The organism is Paenibacillus sp. PvP094 (assembly GCF_040546835.1).
Classification (GTDB): domain Bacteria; phylum Bacillota; class Bacilli; order Paenibacillales; family Paenibacillaceae; genus Paenibacillus; species Paenibacillus illinoisensis.
In genome coordinates this window covers 1,571,427-1,597,062 of record NZ_JBEPOM010000001.1, presented here as the reverse complement: position 1 = coordinate 1,597,062, position 25,636 = coordinate 1,571,427, and the positions used below count along the sequence as shown (strand labels likewise).

The following is a 25,636-nucleotide window of genomic DNA, read 5'->3' as shown; positions in this document are numbered from 1 at the left end:
GTTATGCTTTTTATATTTTAGTAATGGTAGAGTTTGCCATAACAAAAACAATCATGCTACGATAACCAGAGTTACAAGATGATGAGTAGCACAGATCTATTTTTCTGAAGGTAGAGATGATGACAAGTTGGATATCTAGGACTCTGAAGGAGATGTTGATGATAACAACGGACCACGAACGATTCATGGACAGCTTGGTAGCGGATGCAATAACGCGCTATCCCGTAAGGAAGCCCGCGGCCTCCTTTATCCGTCACAATGAGAATCTGACATATCATATTATGGACGAAGCAAGTGGACAGAAGTATCTGCTGCGTATACATAAAGCTGCTTATGCAAGCATGACCGGTATTCAACATACACGTCCAGCGCTGGAAGCGGAGATGAATCTCCTTCATGAATTAAATTCAACGACTGCATTACGCGTGCAGCACCCTGTTCGTAATCTGTCGGGAGATTGGGTTACTGTCTGCTTCTTGGAAAGTGGGGAGGTAATCTGCTGCACCATGCTGGAATGGATTGAAGGCAGGGACATTCATCAAGGGGAGCAGCTGACAACAGAGCAGATTCATGACTTGGGGATACAGATGCAGACACTTCATCAATATGGTCGCATGCAGGATAGGCTTGATATAATCGCCGCCGGACTCGAAGCGAAGGATGGCTGGATAGGCCAGACTGAAGTCCGTCCATCATATGGCAGTATCGAAGAAAATCTGAACATGCTTGGGCAGCTTGAGGAAGGCGTCACATTGGGCATATTTACACCTGAGGATTTTGCCTTGATACGTGAGACGTTTGAGAATATCAACAACCAGCTGGAAGCATATCCTATTGGCCCAGAGACATGGGGAGTCATTCATGGTGACATCACCCGGGGGAATCTGCTGGTGACGGAACAGGGGATCTCCATGATCGACTTTTGCTTATATGGTTATGGCTATTATCTTTTCGATGCTGCAGGTGCAGCCTTGATCTTCAATAGGGAAGAACGGGATATCTTCCTGTCGGGTTATACCAAACAAACAGCTTCGCTTACCAAACAAGAGATCAGGCTGATGGAAGGATTCATGCTCATTTTTACGTTCGGTTACTATGCCTTCCAGATGGCCAACGAGTCCAGACATGCATGGATGAAGGATCGGATGCCGAAGCTCTGCAGCAAATATTGCAGACCCTACGTCGAGAACCACAGTATTTTCTATGAATTATAAGATCGTTATTTAATACAGTAAGCACGACATTACGACCACATGCTTGAGCCAATATAATTGGGGCGTCCTGAACTCAGGGGGCTCTTTTTGTATACTCTTAGCTTTTTTGCTTCAAGAACCATTTATGAAGAAAGTATAAACTCTGCGGAGAAAAAGTTGTATTTCGTTACAATACAGTCATGGGAGGATGAGCAGCGATGAGAGACAACGTGAACATATTGCTGGTGGAGGATGATCCGGAAATTGCCCGCATTTTGATGGACCATCTTCGGCGTGAGGGATATGGGGTGACCTGGGCTTCGAGCGGCCTGGAGAGCTGGGAAGATTTCAGGAAGGGGACCTATCAGCTGGTCCTGCTCGACCTGATGCTGCCGGAGATGGATGGGTTCACGGTATGTAAAAATATTCGGCTGATCAGCGACGTTCCGCTGCTCATGATGAGTGCACGCATCGAAGAGGAGAGCAAGGTGAGAGGTCTTGGTCTGGGCGCTGACGATTATATTACCAAGCCGTTCAGCCTGGCGGAGCTTACAGCACGCATTGAAGCCCACCTGAGCAGATATCGCAGATATCAGGGCATCAAGCCGGAAGCGACCCATCAAGCGTACAACGACGGCTTGTCAATCAACCCATTGAAACAACAGGTGCAGGTTCACGGGGAAGATGTCATGCTGACGAACAAGGAATGGGCCCTGCTCACGCTGCTCGCCTCTCATCCGGGCCGTGCATTCACCAAAGCGGAGCTGTATGAACATGTGTGGAACCAGCCAGTAGCAGGAAGCTCAGGTACGGTTACCGTGCATGTAAAAAGCCTGCGGGCCAAGCTGGGCGACGAACCACATCAACCACGCTGGATTCAGACCGTGTGGGGCAGCGGATACCGATTTATAGGAGATATAGCAGAATGAAGCTGAAGTACTGGCTGATGGTTGCTTTTCTCATTGTGATGCTGCTTCCTGTCGCTGCAGGTTGGGCACTTTTCTCCCTGTACAACTACTATAACGACCAGCGCTCCGTAGCGGAATATGTAGAGTTAGCCGGACGGCTGGCTCCTATTGAAAAGAGGTTGTCCGATCCGGACTTGTACCGTCTGCAATCTTCGGATGCCTATGCTTCGCTCTCCGGGCTGGCTAGTGATCAATTGAACGTTGACCTCTATCTGCCTTCAGGGATCCGGGTGTATACATCCGGCGGGGATACCTGGGCTGCCGGAGCTTATACAGTCAGGGGTTCGGAGCTATATCGTGATCTGTACGACATGCAGATTCGTCATCGCACGTTTACGCTGAAAAAGCCGGTATGGGAAAAGGGTGAACTGATTGGCATTTACGAGATTACCATGCTTCGCGGAGAGTGGCTGGAGGGCATCTCGGTTCGGACAGCCTGGGTCGTTGGGTTTGCTGGTATTTTCTTTATCCTGTTATACGGCACCGTGCTCTGGCTGCTATCCAGAAAGCTCTTCCGTCCGATGAGACATCTGATGGGCCGAATGCATGCATTTGCACAGGGGAAAATTCCTATGGATGACGTACCGGCACGTCGGGATGAAATGGGCATGCTGCTGGAGCAATTTGATGCGATGCAGGAGAAAGTCAAGCAGACTCAGGCAGAGGTGGAGAAGGAGCAAAAAGAGAAAGAGCTCATGGTCGCTTCGCTGTCTCATGATCTGAAGACGCCATTAATGTCCATCAGTGCCTACGCAGAGGCACTCAGTGTTGATGCTCCGCTGGAACCGTCAGAGAGACGGGACTACCGGAATGTGTTGCTTGGTAATGTGGAACGGATGAAACACATGATTGGTGAACTTGAAATGTATTCGGCGCTGGGTTCCAGTGAATTGGAGATGGCCATGGTTGAGGTGGAAGGAGAAGAGTTTTTCGATATGCTGCTTGGAAGTTACGGGGGACTAACTGAGCGTGGACAGGTTGAGGTAAGAACGGTTGTCCGCACAGACCGCCTTTACCGGCTTCATCCCGAACAACTGATGCGTCTGACAGATAATTTGATCAACAATGCACTGCGTCATACAAGCAAGAACGGTTTGATGGGTCTGGGTGTTATTGCTTCAGATCAGCCGCTGCCGGAATGGGTTATTCCAACACTGGCGTTGGAGCTGGATAAGTACAGAACGGGATCAACATTAATTCTGGTGCAAAATGAAGGGACTGCTATTCCCGAAGAACAGCTGGATCGTATTTTCGAACCCTATGTTCAACATCAGAATCAGGAAGAGAAGGCATATGCGGGCAGTTCAGGTCTCGGATTAAGCATAGCCAAACGGATTGCCATCAAGCATGGAGGTGAGATGCGCATGTGGTCGGCTGAAGGATACGGCACGCTGGCTGTATGTCGATTGCCCGAGTTGTAATGCCCTTAAACGAATGAGAGAGGATGAACGATAATGATGAAAAAAGGATGGATGATGCTCGGTACAGCGCTACTTGCGGGGTCACTGCTCGGAGGCTGCGCTGAGAAGGATCTGGTTGGCCTGTCAGGAGATGAGATGATCGAGAAGGTTGTCACTGCAGAAACGAAACCCGCTTCGTACTATGCTGAAGGTGTAATGAAAGTGTGGTCGGATGACAAATTGAGTCACACCATGCACATTAAGGAATGGGTCGACGGAGAGACCGGGCGTAAGCGCACCGAAACCGAGGAGAATGGCAATATCAGCTACGCGGTCAATAACGGAACAGACATCACCATTTACGAAAAAGAGACCGGAACGGCCTATTCGATGAACGTATCTGACACGGGACAACAGCCAGAACAGACTCAAAAACAGATGCTGGTGGATCAGCTGGAACGGTTGCGGGATTCCCATGATGTGGATATGATGGGACAGGAAGAGCTTAACGGACAGGAAGTCATTCACATCAAGCTGATGCCGAAAGAGGATGGCACTTTATCCATTTCCTCCGAATATTGGGTTGACCCCAAAACGTGGATGATTGTTAAAGTCATTAGCACATATGGTGATGAAAAGTCAGAAATGGTCTATGATCCGATTCAATATGATCCCGAATTTTCTGAGGATACGTTCGTAATCGACATTCCCGAAGAAGTGGAAGTGAAAGATCTGAACGATCTGAGCCAGAGTTCGGAAGTGAGTCTGGAAGAAGCGGAACAAGCGTTGGGCCAACCCTTTTTACAGGATATGAGCGTTGAGCTGGAGCTGTCTCGGATGGAAATGTATTCATCAAGCGGAGAGTTTGGCAGGGATGAAGTGACCTTGTATTACGTCAACAACGACAAGGTTGAAGTGAGTCTGACCGTATTCAAGGCGCCGGATGAAAATGTGGATGATACACTGCTGCCTGATGAGTCCAAGGTGGAGGTTCGGGATACCGAGGGTTCGTATATGAAGAGTATACGGAACATATCATGGACTGAGAATGGGCTGCGGTACTCCATCATGGGTGAGAACGAGGAATGGACGAAGGAGAAGCTTCAGGCTTGGGCGAAGAATCTGAAGCTTCCTAATCAGCCTTAATTTTGAATGGTAGGAGAGTGTGAGTCACGCAATGGATTACACAGAGGTTAACAACGAAGAACTGCGACGTCTCCACCCCAAAGCCAAACAAGCTACAGCCCTGACGGCCCTTATGGTCAATGGGCTGTTGACTCTTTTGGCTGCTGGATATCTGATGATCGCATGGGTTAGAGAATGGGTGCTGTGGCCGGGCTGGATTGGATTAGGGCTTTTTATCATTTCACTGGTCTGGTACACCTGGATTCTGCCCGGATTACGACACCGACACTTTAGTTTTCGGGTGGCTGAGGATGAAGTGGAGATCCATTCCGGCTGGTTATGGCATACGGATACGATTGTGCCGATGACGCGTGTACAGCAGGTGGAACTGGAGAGCGGTCCGCTGCTGCGAAAGTATGGACTTGCCAAAGTCAGCATCGTTACTGCGGCAGCCACACTCCATATCGCCGGACTGGAAAGAGAGGAAGCAGAGCAATTGAAGCGCAGTATCGGACATCTGGCGAAGGTGGAAGATCCCGATGAATGAATCAAAGCATCTACATAAGCTGTACATGTTATTTCCTTTTTTTAGCGTAATGAAGTCCATCATTCCCATCCTCGTTCTACTCATCATCAAAGGCGTGAACTGGAGCAAGTTTCCCTGGTATGGTTATGCTGCTGCCATTGTTCTATTTACGCTTCCTTTTATTTTGTACGGGTGGTTTAAATGGCGTAAATTCAGCTACACGCTTCAGGATGATCGGATTGTGCTGCGTCAGGGCATATTTGTCCGAGAGGAGAAATCGATCTATTTCAGCCGTATTCACTCCATCCAGACACAGCAGCCTCTGATTCAGCGCTTGCTCCGGCTGGCACAGCTCAAGATTGAGACGCCGGGCGGCAGCAAAGAGGCAGATGGTGTATTACCCGCTCTCGCCGTTGCGGAGGCCGAGCGGGTAGAGCAGTGGTTATATCAGAAGCGGAATGAGGCTGTGAAGAAAGCGGAAGCACCTCTCTCAGCTGAACATGCTGAAGATCTTAACTCAGATGGAGAGGGAGAATCCCTTGAGCAAAAGGAGAGACACATCCAGGCATCTTCTCCGCTTATTCAGCCAGAACGGGAGGTCCTGCTGCGGCTGTCAGCCGGCAGATTGTTCGCCGGAGCGCTGACCACGATGAATCTGCCGCTCGTTGTCGTATTCGGTACTGGGGTTTATTCCTTCGCGGATGACCTGCTCCCTGCGCACTTCTACAGCAGCTTGGTTGAGCGGGCTGGACAGCTGCCAGCGATCTGGTGGCTCGGACTGGTTCCTGTCATGTTTTTGCTGGCTTGGATCTTGTCTGCTGTCCTGTTCACGATAAAGTATGCCGGATTCACGGTGGAGCAGGAAGGCGGTAATATTACGATTGTTTCCGGATTGCTCGACCGAAAGAAGCATGTGTTCTCACCAGGGAAGGTCCAGGCGGTGGAGATCAGGGAGGGACTGCTGCGACAGCCGTTTGGTTATGCCGAGGTGGAGATTTTCGTTTTGACTTCAGAGACGGAGAAAAAAATGATGCTTCATCCGCTGCTGCCGCTCCGCGATGTCAATGAGCTGCTTGCCCGAATTGTACCGCAATTCGTCATGCAGCCACCTGCTAACAGACCCCCGGACCGAGCTCGCTGGTTATTCTTACGCTGGAAACTGCTTGGTGCAGCCCTGCTGGGAACAGCGGGGACGGTATTTCTGGGCCCGATGGGTGCATTTCTATTTCTCCTTATTCCCTTATGTGTCGTTTGGGGATACGGGTGCTTCAAGGATGAAGGGCTGAGCATTCAGGGCAAGCTGCTAACCCTTCGCCACCGGGCCATCTCCCGCAGAACAGCGCTGATGCGCCGGCCTCATGTGGTCACAGTGGATACGGTGGCTACCCGAAGACAGCGAAGCAAGTCCTTGTTATCCGTTCGGGCGAGGCTGATGGTGAATCGGGGCGGCTTCAAAGCCATATTCCTAGAATATGGCCAGGCTAATGCCGTAAAGGAATGGTTTCGGCAGGCTTCGAATTTGACCCAAAAATGATATAGAAAAGCAACTTGGATTAAACCGACTTGAGACTGCCCGATTAACGGCAGTCTTTTTGGTACGGGAAGCCTTGCGAAACATGATGATCGACGCCGGGCATCGTCCATTTTTTTACTGCGAAAAAGGATCAAATAGGAGATAATACAATTATTGGGTTTTAATTCAGTGCTTCTTAAAATTCATGAATGAACCTGGGAGGGATCTGATGGATGAGCAATGATCGAGATCAGGAGAAAGGGAAGGGCACCCAGTCAGGGGGATGGAAACATGCTGGTTTGCTCCTGGGCGGAGTAGGCATATCCAACCTGGGGGATTTCATCTACATTGTAGCCATTAATTTGATGGTGCTTAACATGACACAGTCCCCGGCGGCAGTTGCAGGCTTGTGGATTATCTCGCCGATTGCCTCGGTATGCACCAAGTTCTGGTCAGGCAGTCTGATTGACCGCTACGACCAGCGGCAGCTGATGATTGGGGCGGATGTGGTGAGAGCTGTGCTCGTGGCATTGCTTCCGCTGATGCCCAGTCTATGGATGATGTACGGCATCATTTTTCTTGTCAGCATGTCCTCATCCATATTCGTACCTTCTTCGCAGGTGTACATCACCCGGCTGGTTCCTGCTGAGCGGCGCAAGCGATTCAATTCCCTGCAGGCAATGATCAGTTCTGGTGCTTTTATTACAGGCCCAGCCATAGCCGGAGTCATGTTGATTTATCTGTCACCTGCAGCGGCGATCTATGCCAATGCAGCTTCCTTTGTGGTGTCGGCGCTAATCCTGATGTTACTGCCAAGGCTGGGCACTGGAGAGCAGAGCAGCGGTAGGACAAGGCTAACCCCTCGCCTGATTGCCCAGGATTGGCGAGCCGTAATGCTATTCAGTCGCCAAGCAGGATATGTGGTGGGCATCTATGCCTTGTTCCAGATTATTCTTGTTATTGGCATGTCGCTGGATGCACAGGAAGTGGTGTTTATCCGTCAAGTCATGAACCTGTCCGAGTCACACTATGGTGCGTTGATGAGTGTTACTGGAGCTGGATACATGGCGGGTTCTCTGCTGGTTTGGTTGTTCGCCAAACACTTGTCCATCCGTCACATGATGGGCGGAGGCGTGCTCTTGGTTGCGCTTGGTTATTTCCTGTTCGCTCGTTCGTTTTCGTTCGAACTTGCCGCATTCGCCTTTATTCTGCTTGGGTTGTGTTCGGCGCCGGCAAACACGGGACTGGTCACCTTTTATCAGAATAATATACCGGTAGACTTGATGGGGCGAATGAGCAGCGTACTTGGACTCATGCTGAGTGCATTGCAGGTCATTTCGATTTTGGTCATGGGTGTAGTTGCCGAAGTGATCTCTCTTCGAACGGTATATACGGTCGTTTCGGCAGTTCTGATGCTGGGTTCCCTTCTGTTATGGCTTACGAGCTGGCTTCCTTCAAGACAGTCATATTATAAGGATCACAGCTCTTCCTCAAAATCTCTACATAGCTAGTCTATATCCTATTGAAAACTGAACGATTCCGTGGAAAGCTGCATATAATATTAGAGGAATTTTGCCAAGATGATAATGATGCGTTACTTTTGTTGACATTACGTGTGTTGCATATTAATCTGTTATATGAATGATCAATTTCACAAGGACAACGTTTGATATGTGTTCAAGCGAATATATACGATACAGCGGATGAGAACGAGCGGGAGAGACCTGGGCAGGCCATTGGTTTAAGTAGGCTGCCAGGCACCGAAGGAGCAAGCCGCTGCGCACCCGGCGCAGGTGGTTAATCTCTCAGGTAAATGTACCATCGTTGGACGCAACTCTGGAGAGTGCGCGAATGCGCCACCCAAGGGGTATATGATGAGAAGGGTACCCCATGGGGCGGCCTCTGATCATGAAACTCTCAGGTAACGAGGACAGAGAGAGGGCCTAAGGCCTTCTACTGTCCTTTTTTGATGTCATCATTCAGTAATGAAGGAACATTATGGTGCATGTCTGGATGGATATGACGATATGGAGGGGTGCAGGATGCGATTTAAAGATGTTTTTTCAATTATTGGTCCGTCGATGACGGGCCCTTCAAGTTCACATACAGCTGGGGCAGCGAGATTGGGAAGAATTGCAAGGCAGTGGCTGGGGTGTACGCCTGAACGTGCCAGGCTGACACTATACGGCTCATTTGCCGATACGTATCAAGGTCACGGTACAGATCTGGCGTTAATTGGTGGTTTGCTTGACTATGTCACGGATGATCCGCGGATACCGGACGCCGAGGCGTATGCCGAACAAGCGGGTATGGAGGTTGAGTTCTATACAAGTGGACTGCCTGCTCCGCATCCGAATACGGTCAAAATTGAGTTGTGGCACGGTGAGCGTCAATGTTCACTCGTTGGTGCTTCGATTGGCGGCGGCAGTGTGTCGGTGCATGCGCTTAATGATTTCCGGGTACAGATCAGCGGGGAATTCCCCACACTCGTTCTGCGTCATGCGGACAAGGCAGGGGTGCTTGCTTCCGTGACGTCTACGATCAGCTCCTCAGGGGTTAACATCGGTTATATGCAGGTAGACCGAAAAGCCCGGGATGGCGAAGCACTAACAGCGATGGAAATGGACGGAGCACCAAGTGCCGAGATGTTGGAACGCCTGCGTTCACTGGATCATGTGCTGGATATTCGCGTCATTGATTTGAAGAGAGGGGTTGATCCGGATGCGCTTTAAGCACTTGCATGAGCTGAATACGATCTGTACGGCTGAATCCAAAACCATTGCCCGGCTAATGATCGAGGAGCAGGTCCAGGAGACCAATACGCCGGAAGCGGATGTTGTGCGGCAGATGTCGGAATATTATCAGGTGATGAAAGAGGCTGTACGGAAAGGACTGACGGAGGACACCACTTCGCGCAGTGGCTTGACCGGCGGAGACGGCAAAAAGATGGCCGAATATATTCGCCAGGGCGAAACCTGCTCGGGGGACGCTTCCGCACTGGCAATGGCCTATGCGCTGTGTGTATCTGAAGTCAACGCATCCATGGGCCGGATTGTGGCTACGCCGACAGCGGGTTCTTGCGGGATTATCCCCGGTGTATTCATCAGCTCCCAGGAGCGATTCGGATGGAGTGATGAGCATCTGGTGAACGGCTTATTCTGTGCAGGTGCAATTGGATATGTCATCGCCAATAACTCGTTTATTTCTGGTGCAGAGGGTGGCTGTCAGGCAGAAGTCGGTTCGGCGATCGGCATGGCTGCCGGTGCAATGGTGGAGCTGCGTGGGGGGACGCCGGAGCAGGTCGTTCATGCCGTAGGTCTCGCGTTAAAAAATACACTGGGCCTCATCTGCGATCCGGTCGCAGGGCTTGTTGAAATTCCATGCATCGTCCGCAACGGACTCGGTGCGGTAACGGCACTGGCTGCAGCCGATATGGCGCTGGCCGGGGTAAGAAGTGCTATTCCATCGGATGAAGTCATTGATGTCATGCTGGAAGTGGGAAGTGCGATGCCGAGCAGACACCGCGAGACAGCGCAGGGCGGGTTGGCCCAGACGCCAACGGGCCGGAAAATGATGGAGAAGCTGGCGAAACCCAAAGCGAAGCGTGCGGAACCTGAAGCTGAGTCCGAACCACAGAGCACAACCGATATTTCGAAAGAGCAGGCATAGAACGAAGCCCATAGGACAGGATTAATTATACAGGAGACAAAATGGAGAAAAGCGTCCACTGGCCTTTACAGGTCATGCTGGACGCCTTTTTTTTATTTGATGAGAAAGAGCCTCAGCCTAACTCCGGGCTTTACAGGAGAAAACTCTTGTAATCTACGACGATGAGAAATAAATATTTACCGTTTATCCCTGACTGATATCTGTACTTAACACAGCATAACCGTATGCTGGCAGTTCAACAGCGAGAACATCGCCGTCCTTAGCTGTGCGGTGGTTACCGTCCAACAATTCGGTCCATTCGCCCGCGCCACCCTCGAATTCAATCATCGCCGTTTCCTCCGAACGATTGAACAGAACGAGAATGCGTTCATCCTCACTCTGCCGTTCGAGAACGAGCTGGCTGCCTTCAGGACGGGCTTGCAGGAATCGAACATGACCTTCTGCACGTAGAGCGGGATGGGCATGGCGAAGGGCGATAAGCTGCTGATAAAAGGTGAACAACTCACGGTCCTGCTTCGCCTCGTCCCATTCCATGCATTTCCGGCAGCCCGGATCATGGTCGCCATCCAGCCCGATCTCGTCTCCGTAATAGATGCACGGCGTGCCCAGATAGGTGAACTGGAACAATGCTGCCAGTTTCATCTTGCGCTGATCGCCTTCACACAGTGTCAGCAGCCTTGGCGTATCATGGCTATCCAGCAGGTTGAATGCCACTTCGCTGGCTTGCAGCGGATAACGTGACAGCTGCCGTCCAATGGAATTGGCGAATGTCTCGGCATTCATTTTATTTTTGACAAAGAAACTATTCACGGCATCGGTAAACGGATAGTTCATGGAAGCATCGAACTGGTCACCTTGCAGCCATGCAGAGGATTCATTCCAGATCTCTCCGAGAATATACGCCTCCGGATTCGCAGCCTTGACTACCCGGCGGAAATCCCGCCAGAACGCATCATCCACTTCGTCCGCGACATCCAGTCGCCAGCCGTCCATGCCCACTTCCTTGATCCAATACTCGGCTACCTTCAGCAGGTAGTCCTTCACTTCCGGATTTTCCGTGTTCAGCTTCGGCATGTGAGGCTCAAATCCAAAGGTCTCATACGTAGGTATGCCATCCTTCACATCCAGCGGGAATTCATGAACATGGAACCAATCCTTGTATTTGGACTTCTCCCCGTTTTCCTGCACGTCTACAAATGGGGCAAACGTCTTCCCGGAATGATTGAACACCGCATCGAGAAGCACCCGAATACCGCGTTCATGACACAGTTTGACCAATCGTTTCACGGTGTCTGCATCACCGAAATGCCGATCTACCCGGAGGTAATCCTCGGTATCATATTTATGATTGGTGGTTGCTTCGAAGATGGGGGTAAAATAAATGGCATTAATGCCTAGCTCACTGAGGTAGTCCAGATGATCCATTACACCCTGGAGGTCGCCTCCAAAGAAGTTGGATGGTGTAGGCTCGCCGCCCCATGGTTCAACATTCTCCGGATTAAGTTCCGGATTGCCGTTGGCAAATCGCTCGGGGAAGATCTGATAGAAAACCGCATCCTTGACCCACTCAGGCGGCGTAAAGACCGCACCCTGGTGGATATAGGGGAACTGAAACATCTGCCCCGGATCGTCCGGTTCGTCTTCATGGAAACCCGTTTCCGACATCCAGATCTGCTCGTCTCCGCTTTTGAGCAAAAAGGAGTATTTCAGACGATGGTACGGAGGCTTTATTTCACCCTCATAGTAGTCGAACATGGAGTCTGAGGTGAACTTGGTTAAAGAGATCTGCTTTTTGGTATTTTCCCATGCGTATTTGTCGCCAGTCATGGCGTATACCTCGGTGAGATCATTCTTTTTGGCACGCAGGCGCAGGCGAACAGTATCCTTATCGTAGGCATATGCCCAGTTCCGTTTGGGTTGATGATAGATGGCTTCCAGCAGCATGTTAAAACTCCTCCCGTCTATTCACTTCATATGTACTTCATGGACATCAGGTATGGCATTTCTGTAGCTGAAGATTAAGGTATAATACTAATGAAAGTAACGGAGTAGTCCCTTTAGATGGTGCTTCGTTCATACATACAGCTTACTCCAATATGTTCAGATATATAATTAACCCAAAGGGTGCAGAAAGGAAACGAATTTACGCATGAAAACAAAACTGCTATACATTGAGGACGATACGGAAATCGCGACATGGGTCAGAGCCGATCTGGAGGAGCGTGGCTATGAGGTCATATGGCTGGGAAGCGGAGAGGGTGCAGCTGAAGCTGCCGGGGGCTGCTCGCTGATTATTTTGGATGTCATGCTGCCGGGACTGGATGGATTTACGGTAGGACAACGGCTGAAAAAGGAACATCCTTCTGTGCCCATCGTCATGCTCTCGGCCAGAACATCCATTGATGACAAGCTGCATGGGCTTGATTTTGCCGATGATTATGTAACCAAGCCGTTTCACCCCGATGAGCTCGCAGCACGCATTGAAGTACAGCTGCGAAAGGCAGGAACCACCGTTTCATCCGATGCTGCCCTGAAGCTGGATCACCTGTCCATCTATGAGAAGGACAATCGGATCGTCAATGAGGAGACGGGGGAGGAGATTATTCTATCGGGAAAACAATTTCACATCTTCGCGTACCTGCTCAGGCATATGGGCATGATCCGTACGAAAGAACAGATTTATGAGGCTGTCTGGAATGAGCCTTATCTGGATGGGGATAAGACATTAATGGTACATATTCGCCATCTGCGCGAGAAGCTTGAACGGGATCCGGCCAATCCGTCGGTCATTCAAACCGTACGTGGGGTTGGATACCGTGTGAAGAAACCATGATCAGACGGTTCAGAAAGCAAGAGAATATGAAAGATCAGAGCGAAGGGGAAAATACCGGGAAACGTAAGTTTCGATTTGGCCAATCACTCATGTCCCGTTATATGATTCTGATCTTGTGTGCCGTTTTATTTGTTCCCGTCGTTCTTCCCATCACCTCCATCGTATATGTGGTGATTGTGAATAACATGGGCAAGAGCAGTAATACTGCTCCTTATGGTGACGTTACACACATAAGCAATCTCTGGTCCAATGAATCGAAGAAGCTGGGTCAGGCAACGCCTGCTATGATAGATAATCGCATGAAGCAGTTGCATGCGCGGTATCCCAAATCTTCAGTGTACAGAGTGGATGAGAATGGGAAAACTGCTTTTATACTTGGAGGTGAAGGCGTAGAAGTAGTTGAAACTCCGGCAAATGGCTCAACCCTGACTACTCTGAAATGGCCGCTGGATGATCAGAAAAAGGTCGAAACCCGCATTCCCGCAGTATGGGATGCATCCTACACGCTGGCATTCATGAAGGAGGCCGTCTATCGTGACCCGTTAACCGTCGTTTCATTTATAGGTGGAGGCAATGAGGACAAGGGAAAAGGCTTCATGGTCATTGAAGTGCCGAGATATCTGCTGCAAAAATCCCAGAGCAACTGGCCGATGGAGCTCCTGTATCTTGGTTTGCTGATGACGATTATTTTTCTGTTCTTCATTGTGATGTCGATTCTGTTCTTCGCGCGGATTCGTAAACGGTTGATCCGTCTGCAGACAGCCATGATTACGCCGGGTAAGGAAGGCATACCGCTTCCAGTTGATATTCGCAGATCGGACGAGATCGGTCATCTGGAAGACTCCTTTAATCAGATGGTGTATCAGTTGACCGAAAGCCGTCACAGGGAACGTGAGGAGGAACAATTCCGCAAACGTCTCATTGCAGGACTCTCTCATGATTTGCGGACGCCACTAACGGTCATTCGTGGGCATATGCATACTCTTCACAAGGAAGCACTCAGCGATAAGGGCATCAGTTCATTATCACGCATGGAGTCCAAAATGGATGATCTAAGCGGACTTATTGATAACATGTTATCGTACAATCTGCTGGCGAGCGGTAAGTACACGCTGAAGCTCGAAGAGAAAGATGTTTTCCGGATCGTCAGGGAAACGGCTGCCGCATGGTACCCTGTATGGGAGAAAGAGCAGTTCGACATCGATATTGACCTGCCGGATGAGCCGCTGATCTGGCTCGTAGATGAACAGGGCATGCGACGTATTCTGGATAACCTGTTTCAGAACGTGGTTCGGTATGCAGGAGACGGAAAATACATTGGCATATCCACTGAACGAATTCACGACAGAACAGCTCTGGTTATTCGGGATAAGGGGCCTGGGATGCAGCATGAAATAGGAGCAAAAGGTACAGGTCTCGGGCTGTCCATTGTGGATCTGCTCGTTCGCGAGATGGGTCTGCGCAAGAAGGTGGACAGCTCGCCGGAGGGCGTAAGGATATTTATCTACTGACTTGAATAGGTGGGGTAGAACCCCGATTTAAACTAATCTTAAACTTCAGATCACTTTAGATTTAACCTTGGGCGGTTACGATGATATCCGAGGTGATCAAACAGTGAGTGATAACATTATTCAAACGGCTAACTTATGGAAAACATATCGCGATCGTGCGGCGGTTCGCGAATTGGATCTGCATATTAAGAAAGGGGATATCTACGGTTTCCTGGGGCCTAACGGTGCGGGTAAAACAACAACCATCCGCATGCTGCTGGGCTTGATCAAACCGACAAAAGGCGTCATTCGTGTCTTCGACAAAGACATTCGGAAGGATCGCATGGATATCCTGAGCCGTGTCGGGTCGCTCGTGGAGTACCCGTCCTACTACGGCCATCTGAATGCGGTGGAGAATCTGGAGGCATTGCGCCGGATCCTGAACGTGCCCAAATCGAGAATTTCCGAGGTTCTGTCCATTGTTGACCTGACGAGGGATGCGAAACGCTCGGTTAAAGGATATTCGCTTGGAATGAAGCAGAGGCTCGGAATAGCAAGTGCCTTGCTGGGCCAGCCGGAACTGCTGATATTGGATGAACCTACGAATGGACTGGATCCGGCCGGTATTCAGGAGATCCGGGAGTTAATTAAGCGCATGCCGCTGGAACACGGGATTACGGTATTGGTATCAAGTCACTTGCTCAGTGAAGTGGAGCAGATGGCCAGCCGGGTTGGGATTATTCGCGAAGGCAAAATGGTCCTTCAGGATACAATTGCGAATTTGCACAGCCAGACAGGCAGCTCCATCCGATTGACCGTCTCCGAGCCGGAGGAAGCGATGAAGCTGGCGAGAGAACAAGGACAATTTGGCCAGCGTCAAGGGTCTGAGCTTACATTCCCATACATGGACAACAGTGCGATCGCGCTGCTGGTGCGCAGACTGGTTGAGCAAGATCACGCCATTTACCGGGTGGAGGAGCACCGTCAGTCGCTCGAAGACCTCTTCATGCGGGTCATTGGTGAGGGGGCAATGGTATGACGGGACGTGCACTATCGTCAGACTGGCTCAAAATTCGTGGCAAAGGGATCTGGTTTCTTGTTTTTCTTGCACCCATTGGACTTACGTTAATGCAGGCGCTGAATTTCGGATTGCGTCTGGATTATCTAAAAGGGGTATTTGGCGATGACATGTGGAACGGGCTTTTGGAAAATGTGGTTGTTTTTGTGCCGCTTGCATTGATGCTGGGTGCAACAATCCTAAGCTCCATGATCGCCAATGTTGAGCATGAGCAAGGTTCCTGGAAGCAGCTTCTGGCCATGCCGATTCCGAGGCCGGCGGTGTATCTGGCCAAATTCCTTTTGGCATGTGTGCTGCTTATCATCTCTTGTCTGCTCCTAACAGCCGGAATCGTCATTCTGGGTCTGGTGTTCGGCTTCGGCGCAGGAGAAATCCCGTGGGGGCAGGCAATCAAGCTGGGGCTGCTTCCACTGGCTGGGGCACTTCCCGTGTTGTCAATTGAGCTGTGGCTCACCATGATTGCTAAAAATCAGGCGCTTCCGGTTACCCTTGGTATTGTGCTTGCCATCACAGGCATGTTCTCCCTTAGTATCTCACCAACCTTCCCGCTTGCATGGGCGCAGATGGCATGGAATGGACCGAATCCATTCATGTACGCAGGGATGGGATTGGCTGTGGGACTCCTGATTATGCTGCTTGGCATGATGCATTTCAGCAGGAAGGATGTGGCCTAGGATGAACTTTGCTAAGACCTATTTCCGGATTCTTTCCGCCGAGCGGCTGAAGATGGGCAAGTCTCCCATATGGCTTCTGATTCTGCTGAGTCCATTGATAGCTTTGCTTATCGGGCTGCTCAGCGAGCCATCCGGTCAGTGGGAAACCCTTATGAGCACGATGGTCTTTTTGCACGGAATGCTGCTCATGCCGATCCTGACAGGGGTATTCACCTCGTTTGTCTGCCGCTTTGAACATGCTGGCGGGGGATGGAAGCAAATGCTGGTGCTGCCGCTTACCCGGACAGGCGTTTATGCAGGCAAGCTGACGATCGTCATTTTACTGCTGCTTTGCACCCAAGTGTTACTGCTGGGATCCATTCTGCTGGCCGGATTTATTCAGGGTCTAACCGAGCCCATACCCTGGGCATGGATTGGGGGCAAATTGCTGCTGGGCCTGTTCGCCTGCCTGCCCCTTGCCGGTTTGCAAATGTTGGTTTCCCTGATCTGGAGCAGCTTCGCAGCACCACTCGCTCTGAATTTCGCCTTGACTGTACCGAACATCTTGATTGTGAACTCGGCGACATTCGGTCCATTCTATCCTTGGGCTCAGCCGATGTTGCTGATGACAGAGGCGGAAGGCGGAGGATTCGGAGCCTACAATGTACCGCTGGGTACGCTCCTTGCAGTAGTTGGAGGGAGTGCAGTGCTGTTTATTTTGATCGGAGTTTTGTATTTTAGAAAAAAAGAAATCTAGGATTGCACGATGTTAAAAACAGATCTTCATTAAAACAAGATCCCCCAAGACCGTCCACTGAGCAAGGATGATGCGCGGACATGGGGGATCTTTTCTTTATCTCAACCAACCTTCGTGTATGGTAAGTTCACGAACCACCTTTGCCGGTGTTCCGGCAACCAATGTATTGTCGGGTACATCCTTGGTGACCGTACTCCCCGCGGCAACGACAGCATTTTTTCCTATAGTTACTCCGGGAAGGACCAATGCGCCGGTTCCGATCCAGGCGTTGTCTTTAATGATGATTTTTTTGGCCATGCTGCTCCCGTCATCAAGAGAGTCAATTCGGTGGTAGGCACTATCGAATATGCTTGTCCTTGGTCCAATCATGACATTATTGCCAATGGAGATCTCGATATTGGCAGCAATCCCCACTCCGGCGTTAATCATGACGTCATCCCCGATGGTTAACCTTGCCCCTTTGACAACAGTCAGCTGTGTCCCCCAAGGCTTTCCAATGATATTGAGTCGTTTGCCCACATGGAGATCACCAAATTTATTCAGATATACCTTGCCTCTTATTCGTGGCAGCAGCTTAAGTGACGGCTGAATTCTTCCAAATAAGGCCATTCCTCTTACCTTCCCATAAGCAACTTTAACTCGATTGGGCAGCATAATCTCCATCCTCTCCAAAAACTAGCCGCGTCCTGTTGCGTCGATCATGAATTAAGTAATGTTGATACAGGACAGGCATGCTCTATGTGTATCGATTATAGCTGAAATGATACATAATGTATCTAAGACATTGTAACTAATATACAGATTTTCAAAGCCAATTTTGGACTTCCGGAACAATCATTTGATTTTGATTTTGAAATAAAGAATGGAAGGTTCCATCTTTTTCAAGTTGGGATATTACAAATTTAAACGAGATTGCAAGCAAAATCAGACTGGAATCTGGTAAAATAAAAAAAGCTGTTTCTAGGCAGCTTTACATGGTTATTCGAGGGTAGACACTTATTACTAAAAATGGCTTTTTAGAATGTTTAGAAAAAGATACAGGCTGAGAAAAGAGGGGTAAGCCTTGGATACTAATAAAACGGAAACCCTGAAGCGGATTATTTCTGAGGGAAGTTCTTACCAATCATTGTTTTTTAATCACCCGGATGCCATATATGTGATGGACATCCATGGAAATTATATCGATGCCAATCCATCAGTAGAGCGAATATCAGGCTATACTCTTGACGAGCTGATGCGTATGAATCCAGGTCAGGTCTGTCCACCAGACAGTGAACAGTCGAGGCAGGAATATATTAACGAGGTCATTACTGGCCGTTCAGTCAGTAACAGCATAACGTTTTATCATAAAAATGGATCTGTAAGACAAGCTGAAATTACCTACGTGCCCATAACAGCGGGAGAAGAGGTTGTAGGCATCTACGGTATTGCCAAAGATGTGACGGACATTGTTGAAGTGGAACGGAAACTCCAGGAGACACAAGAAAAGTATCAGGTGCTTGCTGAGCACGCCCAGGATCTGATTACGACAAGTGCTCTGGATGGCAAACTGCTTTACGTTTCCCCATCCGTATTTTCTCTGCTAGGATATCGACCGGAAGAAGTGACTGGCAAGTCCTTCAAGGATTATTGCTATCCCGGAGATTTCCCGGATCCGATGGAGTTGTCTGAGATTGGCAACGGCTGCAAAATGCGTGTGCGGCACAAGAAAGGGCACTATATCTGGATGGAAACTCTCGCTAAGCCAGTAGCTGGAGAGAAGGGAAGAGGCATTCAGATCGTAAGCATAAGCCGTGATATTACCCAGCACAAGGATGCGGATAGACGTCTGAGAGAGAGTCGTCAGCGGTATAAATCCTTGTTCGAGCACAATCCGGCTGCGGTGTATTCATTGAATCTTGAAGGTAAGTATAGTGCGGTGAATCGTAATCTGGTCAAAATGCTCAATATTCCTCGTAGCAAGCTGATCGGACAATCGTTTCTGTCCAATCTCGATCCATGTGAGGTAGGGCGCGGCAAATCCTACTTTGAGCTGGTGAAGCAGGGCAAACCGCAGCATTATGAAACGCGTATTGTGAATTCCACGGGGAAGACGTTCGATGCATCCATTATCAATGTGCCCATTATCGTCGATCAGGAACTGGTTGGAGTATACGGAATATTGTCTGATATTACCGAACGTAAGGAATATATAGATCGTATTCAGGAGCTCAGCAAACAGCATGCGCTGATTCTGAATTCCGTTACAGAAGGCATATATGGTCTGGATGCAGAAGGAACCACCATGTTTATGAACCCGGCGGCGGCTTCCATGTTTGGGTATGAAGTGGAAGAGTTTATCGGCAAAAGCGCCCATCCGATCATCCATCACTCCCGTGCGGATGGAAGTTATTTTCCTAAAGAAGAATGTCCAATTCACATGACCGTCATGGATGGACAAAGACGCTCGGTCAAGGAAGATGTATTCTGGCGCAAGGATGGCAGCAGCTTCCTTGTGGAATACCAGGTTACACCGATTATTGATCAGGAGCAGATTCAGGGCGTGGTGATTGTATTTAATGATGTAACCGGAGAGCGTGAAATTGTGCGTGCGAAGGAGACAGCTGAGCTGGCAGCGCAGGCCAAGTCGGAATTTTTATCAATGGTGAGCCATGAGATCCGCACGCCCATGAACGGAATCGTCGGCATGACCGAACTGCTGATTGGAACCGATTTATCGGAAGAGCAGCGGGAATATGCACAGATCATTCAAGAGAGTGGGGATGCACTGCTGAATATTCTGAATGATATTCTGGATTTCAGCAAACTGGAGTCGGGTAAGATGGCTCTTGCATATGAACCATTCTCTCTACGCAAAATGCTGGAGCAGGTGGCAGAGCTGTTTAAAATTCGGGCAGACGAAAAACAGCTGCAGCTCAGGTATCGTCTGAATCCAAGCATTCCAGAATTCATGGTGGGTGATGCCATGCGTATCCGTCAAATTCTGGTCAATCTGGTCAGTAACGCACTGAAATTCACGGACAAGGGCAGTATTGATGTCAACGTGGATATTGTAAAGGGCAGAAAGCCTGAAGATAGTGTACTTGATTTTGCAGTGAAAGATACCGGAATCGGTATTCCTGCGGACAAGCTGGATCAGCTGTTCCAGTCTTTCTCCCAGCTGCATCCGGTCATTAATCGCAAGTATGGAGGTACAGGCCTAGGCCTTGTCATCTCGAAACGACTTGTGGAGATTATGGGCGGCAGTATCGGTGTGGAGAGTGAGGAAGGAAAAGGATCGACCTTCCGTTTTGCGGTACCTGCCACAAGTGTAGATTATGCGTCAGAAGACACAGCACGTCAATTCAGTCATGATCGTACACGTCAAGGTGACAAGGTAGCGATGCGTATCCTGGTGGCTGAGGATCACCCGGTGAACCGGAAAATTTTGACCGAGTATCTTGAAAAGCTGGGCTATGAAACGGATGTATGTACCAATGGAGTCGAAGCCATTGAGGCCATCTCGCAGAATTCGTATGATATTGTGCTGATGGATATTCACATGCCGGTCATGGATGGGCTCAAGGCAACCGATCTGGTGCATCGTCTGATTCCACAGGATCGCATTCCGGCTATTATTGCCGTAACAGGCAATGCAAAACGGGAAGACAAGGAAGCGTGTCTCGAGATTGGTATGCGTGACTTCATCAGTAAACCGGTGATGCTCAGTGAGCTGAAACGGGTGCTTCAGCAATGGGGGCCTACAGATCAGCCCCAGTTGGCACCGAATTGAATATAACCCTGAGATGTTAATCCAAACAGGCCAGCGATTTCTCCTAGCAGGAGGTCGCTGGCCTGTTTGATTGTTCCTGCTTTTCAATTCAGAAATGAGTCTGTAAGGCTGATGGAACAATTAGGCCAAGGTCAGGCGATTGATATTGCCCGCTAAAATCTCACAGGAACGCTCGAATTTTTCACGCTCGGATGGGTCCAGATTCAATTCGATGACTTCCTGAATTCCGTTTCCTCCAATAATGGCCGGAACGCCTGCACAGACGCCTTTCTGACCATACTCTCCCTCCAGAATGGCCGATACGGCAATGATTTTGTGTTCATCATTAAGGATGGAACGTGTAATATGAGCCAGTGCATTGCCAATCCCGAATTGGGTGGAACCTTTGCGAGTGAAGATTTCCCAACCGGCATCTTTGGTTTTGCGGGCAATATCATCGAGATCCAGATGTTTAAAGCGTTCCTTATGCTGTTCCATGATGTGCATGATCGGTTTGCCTCCAATCGTCACATGGGACCAGGCTACGAATTGGGATTCCCCGTGCTCTCCGAGAGCATATCCGTGCACACTGCGCGGATCGATCGAAAACACTTCGGATAGCAGCGTTTTGAGCCGGGAGGAATCAATGGAAGTCCCTGTGCCAATGACATGCTCACGCGGAAGGCCTGACAATTTCCATACCATATAAGTTACTATGTCAACCGGATTGGCTGCGACGACAAAGATACCGTTGAATCCGCTATCCATGATGGGGAGGACGATGTCTTTTGCAATCGATTCGGCCTCCTCCAGAATATCCAGACGTGTCTGGCCTGCTTTTGGATTGGCTCCTGCAGTCAGGACAATGACATCCATGTTTCCGCAATCTGCATATGTCCCGGCATATACTTTGGTACGATTATGTGTAAAATCCATACAATGCGAGAAATCCAGCGCCTGGGCAACAGCACGGTCATACGTCCGATCCACCATCATGATTTCCCTGCATATCGACTGATTAATCATGGAATATGCACAACTTGAGCCTACAAGACCCGCCCCGATAACCGCCACTTTACCTGATTTGCCTAACACTGCCGTTCAACCCCCATATCCTAATCATGTAATTGTCCTGACTTTAAGCCATATGTTAAGTATAGTCCTTTAATTTATGCCGAAATCCGTTTCTACGTTACATAAGATAACACATGGAAAAGCAGTGCAGCAATGATATCCTCTGTCGCGGGAGCGTATTGGAGTAGTGGGGTTAACAAAATTGACATGAATATCCTGTTTTCATAAACCGACGGCGTCTGCACCAGCATAATTCGATTGTGACAGCATTCCTCCTCCATGTCGGAATAAGAGAGATTTTTACGAATAACAGACGTGACAAAACTTCTTATGAATCCCCAGAAACAGAACAAAACCGCCAAAGGGATCGAGCCAGACGTTGACGAATACCTATGGCAAGCTAAACAAAAGCCATTTGTTCATGAGACAGGTTGACCCGATCCGATGACAGTTCCAGAAGGGAACGCTGAAGCCACCATTTCGAATTCAAAAGACTTCATTCCGGGAGGGAATAATGATGATTGAAGAAGCAGGAGCAACGACGGAAACGGCCAAGAGCCTGGGCATAGGAGCCAGTACTCTTCGTAAATATGCGGCAGCACTTGAGGAACAGGGATATCGATTCGAGCGTTCCGCCAACAAGTCCAGATTGTTCAGATCGGACGATATTCAGTGCATTGAACGATTAATGACGGAGCTGAGGGAACATAACCTGCCACTTGCAGATGCCGTGGTGACGGTCCTGTCTCCGAATGTGCCAGAGAGCACAGTAGAGATGACTTCTGAGAAGGAATGTGCAGCAGCCGTGCTGCCTGCCGTATTCTCTGAAGAAACGGAGCCGACTGGCCATCTCCGGTCCTATGAAGGTCTGGGTCAGCTTGTGAATGAAGTGACCTTCGGGATGATCGAGCCACAGGATGATCGTGTGCAAATGCTCCAGCAGCGGGTGGATGAACTGGAGTTAACGCTGAAGCAGCTTGCTGATACGCATACGGCTCTCCAGGATCAGATGGAGAAGCAGCGTCTATGGATGAATGAGAAGCTGGAAGAAGAACGGGATCGTGAACTGGTCACCAATCTGCGCAGCTTCCAAGGCCGTAAACGCAAACCAAAAGGGACTTCGCTGCGTATGCTCTTTGGCTTGCTGCCCAAGAAACACAAGGAAGCGTGACGGCAGGGGGGCTGCCGTGATTTCGTGCAGGCAGCCTGATATAATAGGCTCCATAGTACAACAGGAAAACTGGCTGTTACGACTGCTCGAATGTGCCTGTGAAGGGTCGCGTGAAGTTCAGAAGTCGCCAGTGTGGGAGGACAAGTGGAGCTGCAACGAAGCTGGCAAAGATTTGTGGGTCTGTGGACAGACCGTCCTCGGCGAGAAGGTTCTCTGATCTCGGGACGTTACCGAATTCAGGAGCTGCTTGGTATGGGGAGTTATGGACTCACCTATTTGTGTATCGACGAACTGAATGGCAAGGAAGTGGCGTTAAAGGAATCGAAGCCCAGCAAAGGCAGACTTTCTGCCCGGTTGCTGGAACGGGAAGCGGACGTGATGAGCCGGATGGATCACCCGGCCATCCCGAAGCTGCTGCATGCATTTATATATAAGAGGAGAAGCTACATTTCCACAGAGTATATCCGGGGAGAGACACTGGAACAGTGTATATTTGAACAGGGCCGAAAGTATACAGAGCAGGAATGCTTGGCACTGGCTCTCCAACTGCTGGAGCCTGTGGTCCATGTTCACGAGCGGGGATATATCCATGGGGATGTGCGGATACCCAACGTTATTTTGCGTGATGAGCGCGTACATTTGATTGACTTCGGTCTGGCACGGCGTATGGGGGAGCCGTTGCTGCCTGAGCTGAAGCGAAGAATGCGGGAACTGCCCATGCCGGAGGATGAGCCGGCTGCACCTGATCAGGATCTGCAGGATCTGGGACACTTTCTTCTGTTTATGCTGTACTCGGCATATGAGCCGGAGAAGGGCAAGGCACCTGCAAGCTGGCAGGAAGAGCTGAAGCTTACGCCTGGTTTGCACCACATGCTGGAGAGACTGCTGGGGCTTCGCCCGGGATACACAGAAGGAGCACCTGAATTACAGGCCGAGATAGAACGCCTGCTGGATTCTTATTAAAAGTGAATCGGAAACGCCAATAGGGGATGTTCTGCTGCCGTGAGATACGGCTGACTGAACATCCCCTATTGGCGTATATCATCATTGCAGCACCATATTAGCTGGAGCTGTACTTTCTGCTTTTGTAATAACCGGAGCCATGGCGGTTATCCCTGTATTTCATATCCGACGATGAATATCGTTTATAGCTTCGTTTCCCTGAGGAGCTGCTGTAGCGTTTATAGGAGCGTCTGTCCGAGGAGCTATAGCGCCTTCGGTGTGATGAAGATTTCGAATCAAGGAGTTTGCCAATAATTTTTTTGAACATGCAAGATCATCCTTTCGTCTTCCGTTTTAAGCATATACGCAGCCTTTGGGGGGAGGGTTTCGTGTTTTTTATGGAATGTGGTATTCATTGCACACGAGGTTGGCGTATAATAGGATGTTGCGGTTTACGGATTGTACGAATTTTTTATTTTGTGCGTTTCGCGTTACAATAGAAGACAGGATAAGATCTTAACGGACAGGAGAAGTTGTAATGATTACGTTAAAAACTAAAGAGCAGATACAGAATATGAAAAAGGCGGGCGAAATTCTCGCCGCGTGCCATAAAGAAATCGCGAAAATGATTCGTCCAGGGATCACCACCCAGGAGATTGACCAGTTCGCAGAAGCTTTTATGAAGAAAAATGGCGCAACACCGGAGCAAAAAGGGTACAACGGGTACCAATATGCGACATGCGCGTCTGTAAATGACGTGATTTGTCATGGCTTTCCGGGAAAATACGTACTGCAAGAAGGCGATATCGTTACGATTGATATGGTCGTGAATCTGAATGGCTGGCTGGCCGATTCTGCGTGGTCTTATGCAGTGGGTCAAGTGACACCGGAAGCCCAGCATCTGCTGGATGTCACCAAAACGTCCCTCTACAAAGGCATTGAGCTTGCCGTAGTTGGCAACCGGATCGGTGATATTTCCCATGCCATTCAGACGTATGCTGAAGGGGAGGGCTTGTCTGTCGTACGTGAGTTTATCGGTCATGGCATTGGCGAGAAAATGCATGAAGAACCACAGGTGCCTCACTATGGTCCACCGCATCGTGGTCCCCGCCTCAAAGAAGGCATGGTCATTACCATTGAGCCCATGCTGAACATCGGAACGTACCGCAGCAAGCTGGATGCGGATGGCTGGACAGCCCGTACGCAGGACGGAAGCCTGTCTGCACAATACGAGCACACCATTGCCATCACAGCAGATGGTCCTGTAATTTTGACTGCGCAGGAATAGTGAATCAATTATGGCAATAGAATGAGATTTGATGTTTTCAAGGCGGCCCACGTTTGTGATCCGCCTGTTTCGGTTTAAACTATTAAGAGTCAGTATTTGGCATATGGGATACAGAAAGCATCATGGGGATTCTGAATTGCTAACGGTGCCTTCCAGATCAGCTATGTCCAAATGCTCGAAAAGATAACATATAGTGCTGGTGGTA

Annotated in this window: 21 protein-coding genes and 2 riboswitches; of the genes, 18 read left to right on the top strand and 3 right to left on the bottom strand. The window is 49.5% G+C overall.

The features are described from left to right. Positions 1-158 precede the first annotated feature (158 nt). The 9 genes from ABIC22_RS07365 to sdaAA all read left to right on the top strand — a co-directional run bounded on the left by ABIC22_RS07365 (position 159) and on the right by sdaAA (position 10,394). Positions 159-1,214 (top strand): phosphotransferase enzyme family protein, encoded by a 1,056-nt coding sequence (locus ABIC22_RS07365; RefSeq protein WP_354479765.1) that lies wholly within the window; start codon positions 159-161, stop codon positions 1,212-1,214. A 197-nt stretch (positions 1,215-1,411) separates the two neighbouring features. Beyond that, on the top strand, positions 1,412-2,122 hold the full coding sequence (locus ABIC22_RS07360; RefSeq protein WP_127539153.1) for a response regulator transcription factor: 711 nt from the start codon (positions 1,412-1,414) through the stop codon (positions 2,120-2,122). Then, positions 2,119-3,582 (top strand): sensor histidine kinase, encoded by a 1,464-nt coding sequence (locus tag ABIC22_RS07355; protein WP_354479762.1) that lies wholly within the window; start codon positions 2,119-2,121, stop codon positions 3,580-3,582. The genes ABIC22_RS07360 and ABIC22_RS07355 overlap by 4 nt, the downstream gene beginning before the upstream one ends. Positions 3,583-3,615: 33 nt before the next feature. Beyond that, positions 3,616-4,707, top strand: coding sequence for a LolA family protein (locus ABIC22_RS07350; RefSeq protein ID WP_354479759.1), 1,092 nt, complete (start codon positions 3,616-3,618; stop codon positions 4,705-4,707). A 31-nt stretch (positions 4,708-4,738) separates the two neighbouring features. Further along, positions 4,739-5,233 carry a PH domain-containing protein gene (locus ABIC22_RS07345; protein WP_354479756.1) on the top strand — a complete coding sequence of 165 codons (495 nt, stop codon included), beginning with the start codon at positions 4,739-4,741 and terminating at the stop codon, positions 5,231-5,233. Next, a complete protein-coding gene (locus ABIC22_RS07340; protein ID WP_354479753.1) occupies positions 5,226-6,746 on the top strand; it encodes a PH domain-containing protein in 1,521 nt (506 codons plus the stop codon). Before ABIC22_RS07345 ends, ABIC22_RS07340 begins: the two co-directional genes overlap by 8 nt. A gap of 212 nt (positions 6,747-6,958) precedes the next feature. Then, positions 6,959-8,236 carry an MFS transporter gene (locus tag ABIC22_RS07335; protein WP_354479750.1) on the top strand — a complete coding sequence of 426 codons (1,278 nt, stop codon included), beginning with the start codon at positions 6,959-6,961 and terminating at the stop codon, positions 8,234-8,236. 193 nt (positions 8,237-8,429) lie between these two features. Further along, positions 8,430-8,555, top strand: a riboswitch (glycine riboswitch). 4 nt (positions 8,556-8,559) lie between these two features. Then, positions 8,560-8,661, top strand: a riboswitch (glycine riboswitch). Positions 8,662-8,767: 106 nt separating this feature from the next. Continuing rightward, positions 8,768-9,457 (top strand): L-serine ammonia-lyase, iron-sulfur-dependent subunit beta, encoded by a 690-nt coding sequence (gene sdaAB / locus ABIC22_RS07330; protein ID WP_354479747.1) that lies wholly within the window; start codon positions 8,768-8,770, stop codon positions 9,455-9,457. Next, positions 9,447-10,394 carry an L-serine ammonia-lyase, iron-sulfur-dependent, subunit alpha gene (gene sdaAA / locus ABIC22_RS07325; RefSeq protein WP_127539160.1) on the top strand — a complete coding sequence of 316 codons (948 nt, stop codon included), beginning with the start codon at positions 9,447-9,449 and terminating at the stop codon, positions 10,392-10,394. The genes sdaAB and sdaAA overlap by 11 nt, the downstream gene beginning before the upstream one ends. A 183-nt stretch (positions 10,395-10,577) precedes the next feature. Here the strand turns inward: sdaAA and ABIC22_RS07320 are convergent, their stop codons facing one another. Further along, the gene (locus ABIC22_RS07320) at positions 10,578-12,338 is read right to left on the bottom strand and encodes an alpha-glycosidase (protein ID WP_354479744.1); all 1,761 of its coding nucleotides are present in this window, start codon (positions 12,336-12,338) and stop codon (positions 10,578-10,580) included. 205 nt (positions 12,339-12,543) lie between these two features. Between ABIC22_RS07320 and ABIC22_RS07315 the strand changes: the two genes are divergently transcribed. The 5 genes from ABIC22_RS07315 to ABIC22_RS07295 all read left to right on the top strand — a co-directional run bounded on the left by ABIC22_RS07315 (position 12,544) and on the right by ABIC22_RS07295 (position 17,205). Continuing rightward, a complete protein-coding gene (locus ABIC22_RS07315) occupies positions 12,544-13,227 on the top strand; it encodes a response regulator transcription factor (RefSeq protein WP_095291732.1) in 684 nt (227 codons plus the stop codon). Positions 13,228-13,253: 26 nt separating this feature from the next. Continuing rightward, on the top strand, positions 13,254-14,738 hold the full coding sequence (locus ABIC22_RS07310) for a HAMP domain-containing sensor histidine kinase (RefSeq protein ID WP_354479741.1): 1,485 nt from the start codon (positions 13,254-13,256) through the stop codon (positions 14,736-14,738). 103 nt (positions 14,739-14,841) lie between these two features. Then, positions 14,842-15,756 carry an ABC transporter ATP-binding protein gene (locus ABIC22_RS07305; RefSeq protein ID WP_354479738.1) on the top strand — a complete coding sequence of 305 codons (915 nt, stop codon included), beginning with the start codon at positions 14,842-14,844 and terminating at the stop codon, positions 15,754-15,756. Continuing rightward, complete coding sequence (locus ABIC22_RS07300) at positions 15,753-16,469, top strand: ABC transporter permease (protein ID WP_354479736.1); 717 nt, start codon at positions 15,753-15,755, stop codon at positions 16,467-16,469. The genes ABIC22_RS07305 and ABIC22_RS07300 overlap by 4 nt, the downstream gene beginning before the upstream one ends. Position 16,470: 1 nt before the next feature. Further along, the gene (locus tag ABIC22_RS07295) at positions 16,471-17,205 is read left to right on the top strand and encodes an ABC transporter permease (RefSeq protein WP_354479733.1); all 735 of its coding nucleotides are present in this window, start codon (positions 16,471-16,473) and stop codon (positions 17,203-17,205) included. A gap of 96 nt (positions 17,206-17,301) precedes the next feature. On the opposite strand, the gene ABIC22_RS07290 is transcribed toward ABIC22_RS07295, so the two are convergent. Then, a complete protein-coding gene (locus ABIC22_RS07290; protein ID WP_127539166.1) occupies positions 17,302-17,859 on the bottom strand; it encodes an acyltransferase in 558 nt (185 codons plus the stop codon). Positions 17,860-18,268: 409 nt separating this feature from the next. Here ABIC22_RS07290 and ABIC22_RS07285 point away from each other — a divergent pair, with 409 nt between their 5' ends. Beyond that, positions 18,269-20,977, top strand: coding sequence for a PAS domain-containing hybrid sensor histidine kinase/response regulator (locus ABIC22_RS07285; protein ID WP_127539167.1), 2,709 nt, complete (start codon positions 18,269-18,271; stop codon positions 20,975-20,977). A gap of 120 nt (positions 20,978-21,097) precedes the next feature. Here ABIC22_RS07285 and ABIC22_RS07280 read toward each other — a convergent pair whose 3' ends face one another. After that, entirely contained in the window at positions 21,098-22,051 is a 954-nt protein-coding gene (locus ABIC22_RS07280) for an L-lactate dehydrogenase (RefSeq protein ID WP_127539168.1), read from the bottom strand. 493 nt (positions 22,052-22,544) lie between these two features. On the opposite strand from ABIC22_RS07280, the gene ABIC22_RS07275 reads away from it, so the two are divergent. From ABIC22_RS07275 to map, 3 genes are all read left to right on the top strand, one after another. Continuing rightward, positions 22,545-23,201, top strand: coding sequence for a MerR family transcriptional regulator (locus ABIC22_RS07275; protein WP_186812135.1), 657 nt, complete (start codon positions 22,545-22,547; stop codon positions 23,199-23,201). 144 nt (positions 23,202-23,345) lie between these two features. Then, positions 23,346-24,164 (top strand): serine/threonine protein kinase, encoded by an 819-nt coding sequence (locus ABIC22_RS07270; protein ID WP_354479728.1) that lies wholly within the window; start codon positions 23,346-23,348, stop codon positions 24,162-24,164. 517 nt (positions 24,165-24,681) lie between these two features. Further along, complete coding sequence (map, locus tag ABIC22_RS07265; RefSeq protein ID WP_154896565.1) at positions 24,682-25,431, top strand: type I methionyl aminopeptidase; 750 nt, start codon at positions 24,682-24,684, stop codon at positions 25,429-25,431. Positions 25,432-25,636: the final 205 nt, after the last annotated feature.

Coding starts and splice junctions, on each gene's coding strand:
- ABIC22_RS07365 (WP_354479765.1), top strand. CDS start 159: ATGATAACAACGGACCACGAACGATTCATGGACAGCTTGGTAGCGGAT.
- ABIC22_RS07360 (WP_127539153.1), top strand. CDS start 1,412: ATGAGAGACAACGTGAACATATTGCTGGTGGAGGATGATCCGGAAATT.
- ABIC22_RS07355 (WP_354479762.1), top strand. CDS start 2,119: ATGAAGCTGAAGTACTGGCTGATGGTTGCTTTTCTCATTGTGATGCTG.
- ABIC22_RS07350 (WP_354479759.1), top strand. CDS start 3,616: ATGATGAAAAAAGGATGGATGATGCTCGGTACAGCGCTACTTGCGGGG.
- ABIC22_RS07345 (WP_354479756.1), top strand. CDS start 4,739: ATGGATTACACAGAGGTTAACAACGAAGAACTGCGACGTCTCCACCCC.
- ABIC22_RS07340 (WP_354479753.1), top strand. CDS start 5,226: ATGAATGAATCAAAGCATCTACATAAGCTGTACATGTTATTTCCTTTT.
- ABIC22_RS07335 (WP_354479750.1), top strand. CDS start 6,959: ATGAGCAATGATCGAGATCAGGAGAAAGGGAAGGGCACCCAGTCAGGG.
- sdaAB (WP_354479747.1), top strand. CDS start 8,768: ATGCGATTTAAAGATGTTTTTTCAATTATTGGTCCGTCGATGACGGGC.
- sdaAA (WP_127539160.1), top strand. CDS start 9,447: ATGCGCTTTAAGCACTTGCATGAGCTGAATACGATCTGTACGGCTGAA.
- ABIC22_RS07320 (WP_354479744.1), bottom strand. CDS start 12,338: ATGCTGCTGGAAGCCATCTATCATCAACCCAAACGGAACTGGGCATAT.
- ABIC22_RS07315 (WP_095291732.1), top strand. CDS start 12,544: ATGAAAACAAAACTGCTATACATTGAGGACGATACGGAAATCGCGACA.
- ABIC22_RS07310 (WP_354479741.1), top strand. CDS start 13,254: ATGAAAGATCAGAGCGAAGGGGAAAATACCGGGAAACGTAAGTTTCGA.
- ABIC22_RS07300 (WP_354479736.1), top strand. CDS start 15,753: ATGACGGGACGTGCACTATCGTCAGACTGGCTCAAAATTCGTGGCAAA.
- ABIC22_RS07295 (WP_354479733.1), top strand. CDS start 16,471: ATGAACTTTGCTAAGACCTATTTCCGGATTCTTTCCGCCGAGCGGCTG.
- ABIC22_RS07290 (WP_127539166.1), bottom strand. CDS start 17,859: ATGCTGCCCAATCGAGTTAAAGTTGCTTATGGGAAGGTAAGAGGAATG.
- ABIC22_RS07275 (WP_186812135.1), top strand. CDS start 22,545: ATGATGATTGAAGAAGCAGGAGCAACGACGGAAACGGCCAAGAGCCTG.
- map (WP_154896565.1), top strand. CDS start 24,682: ATGATTACGTTAAAAACTAAAGAGCAGATACAGAATATGAAAAAGGCG.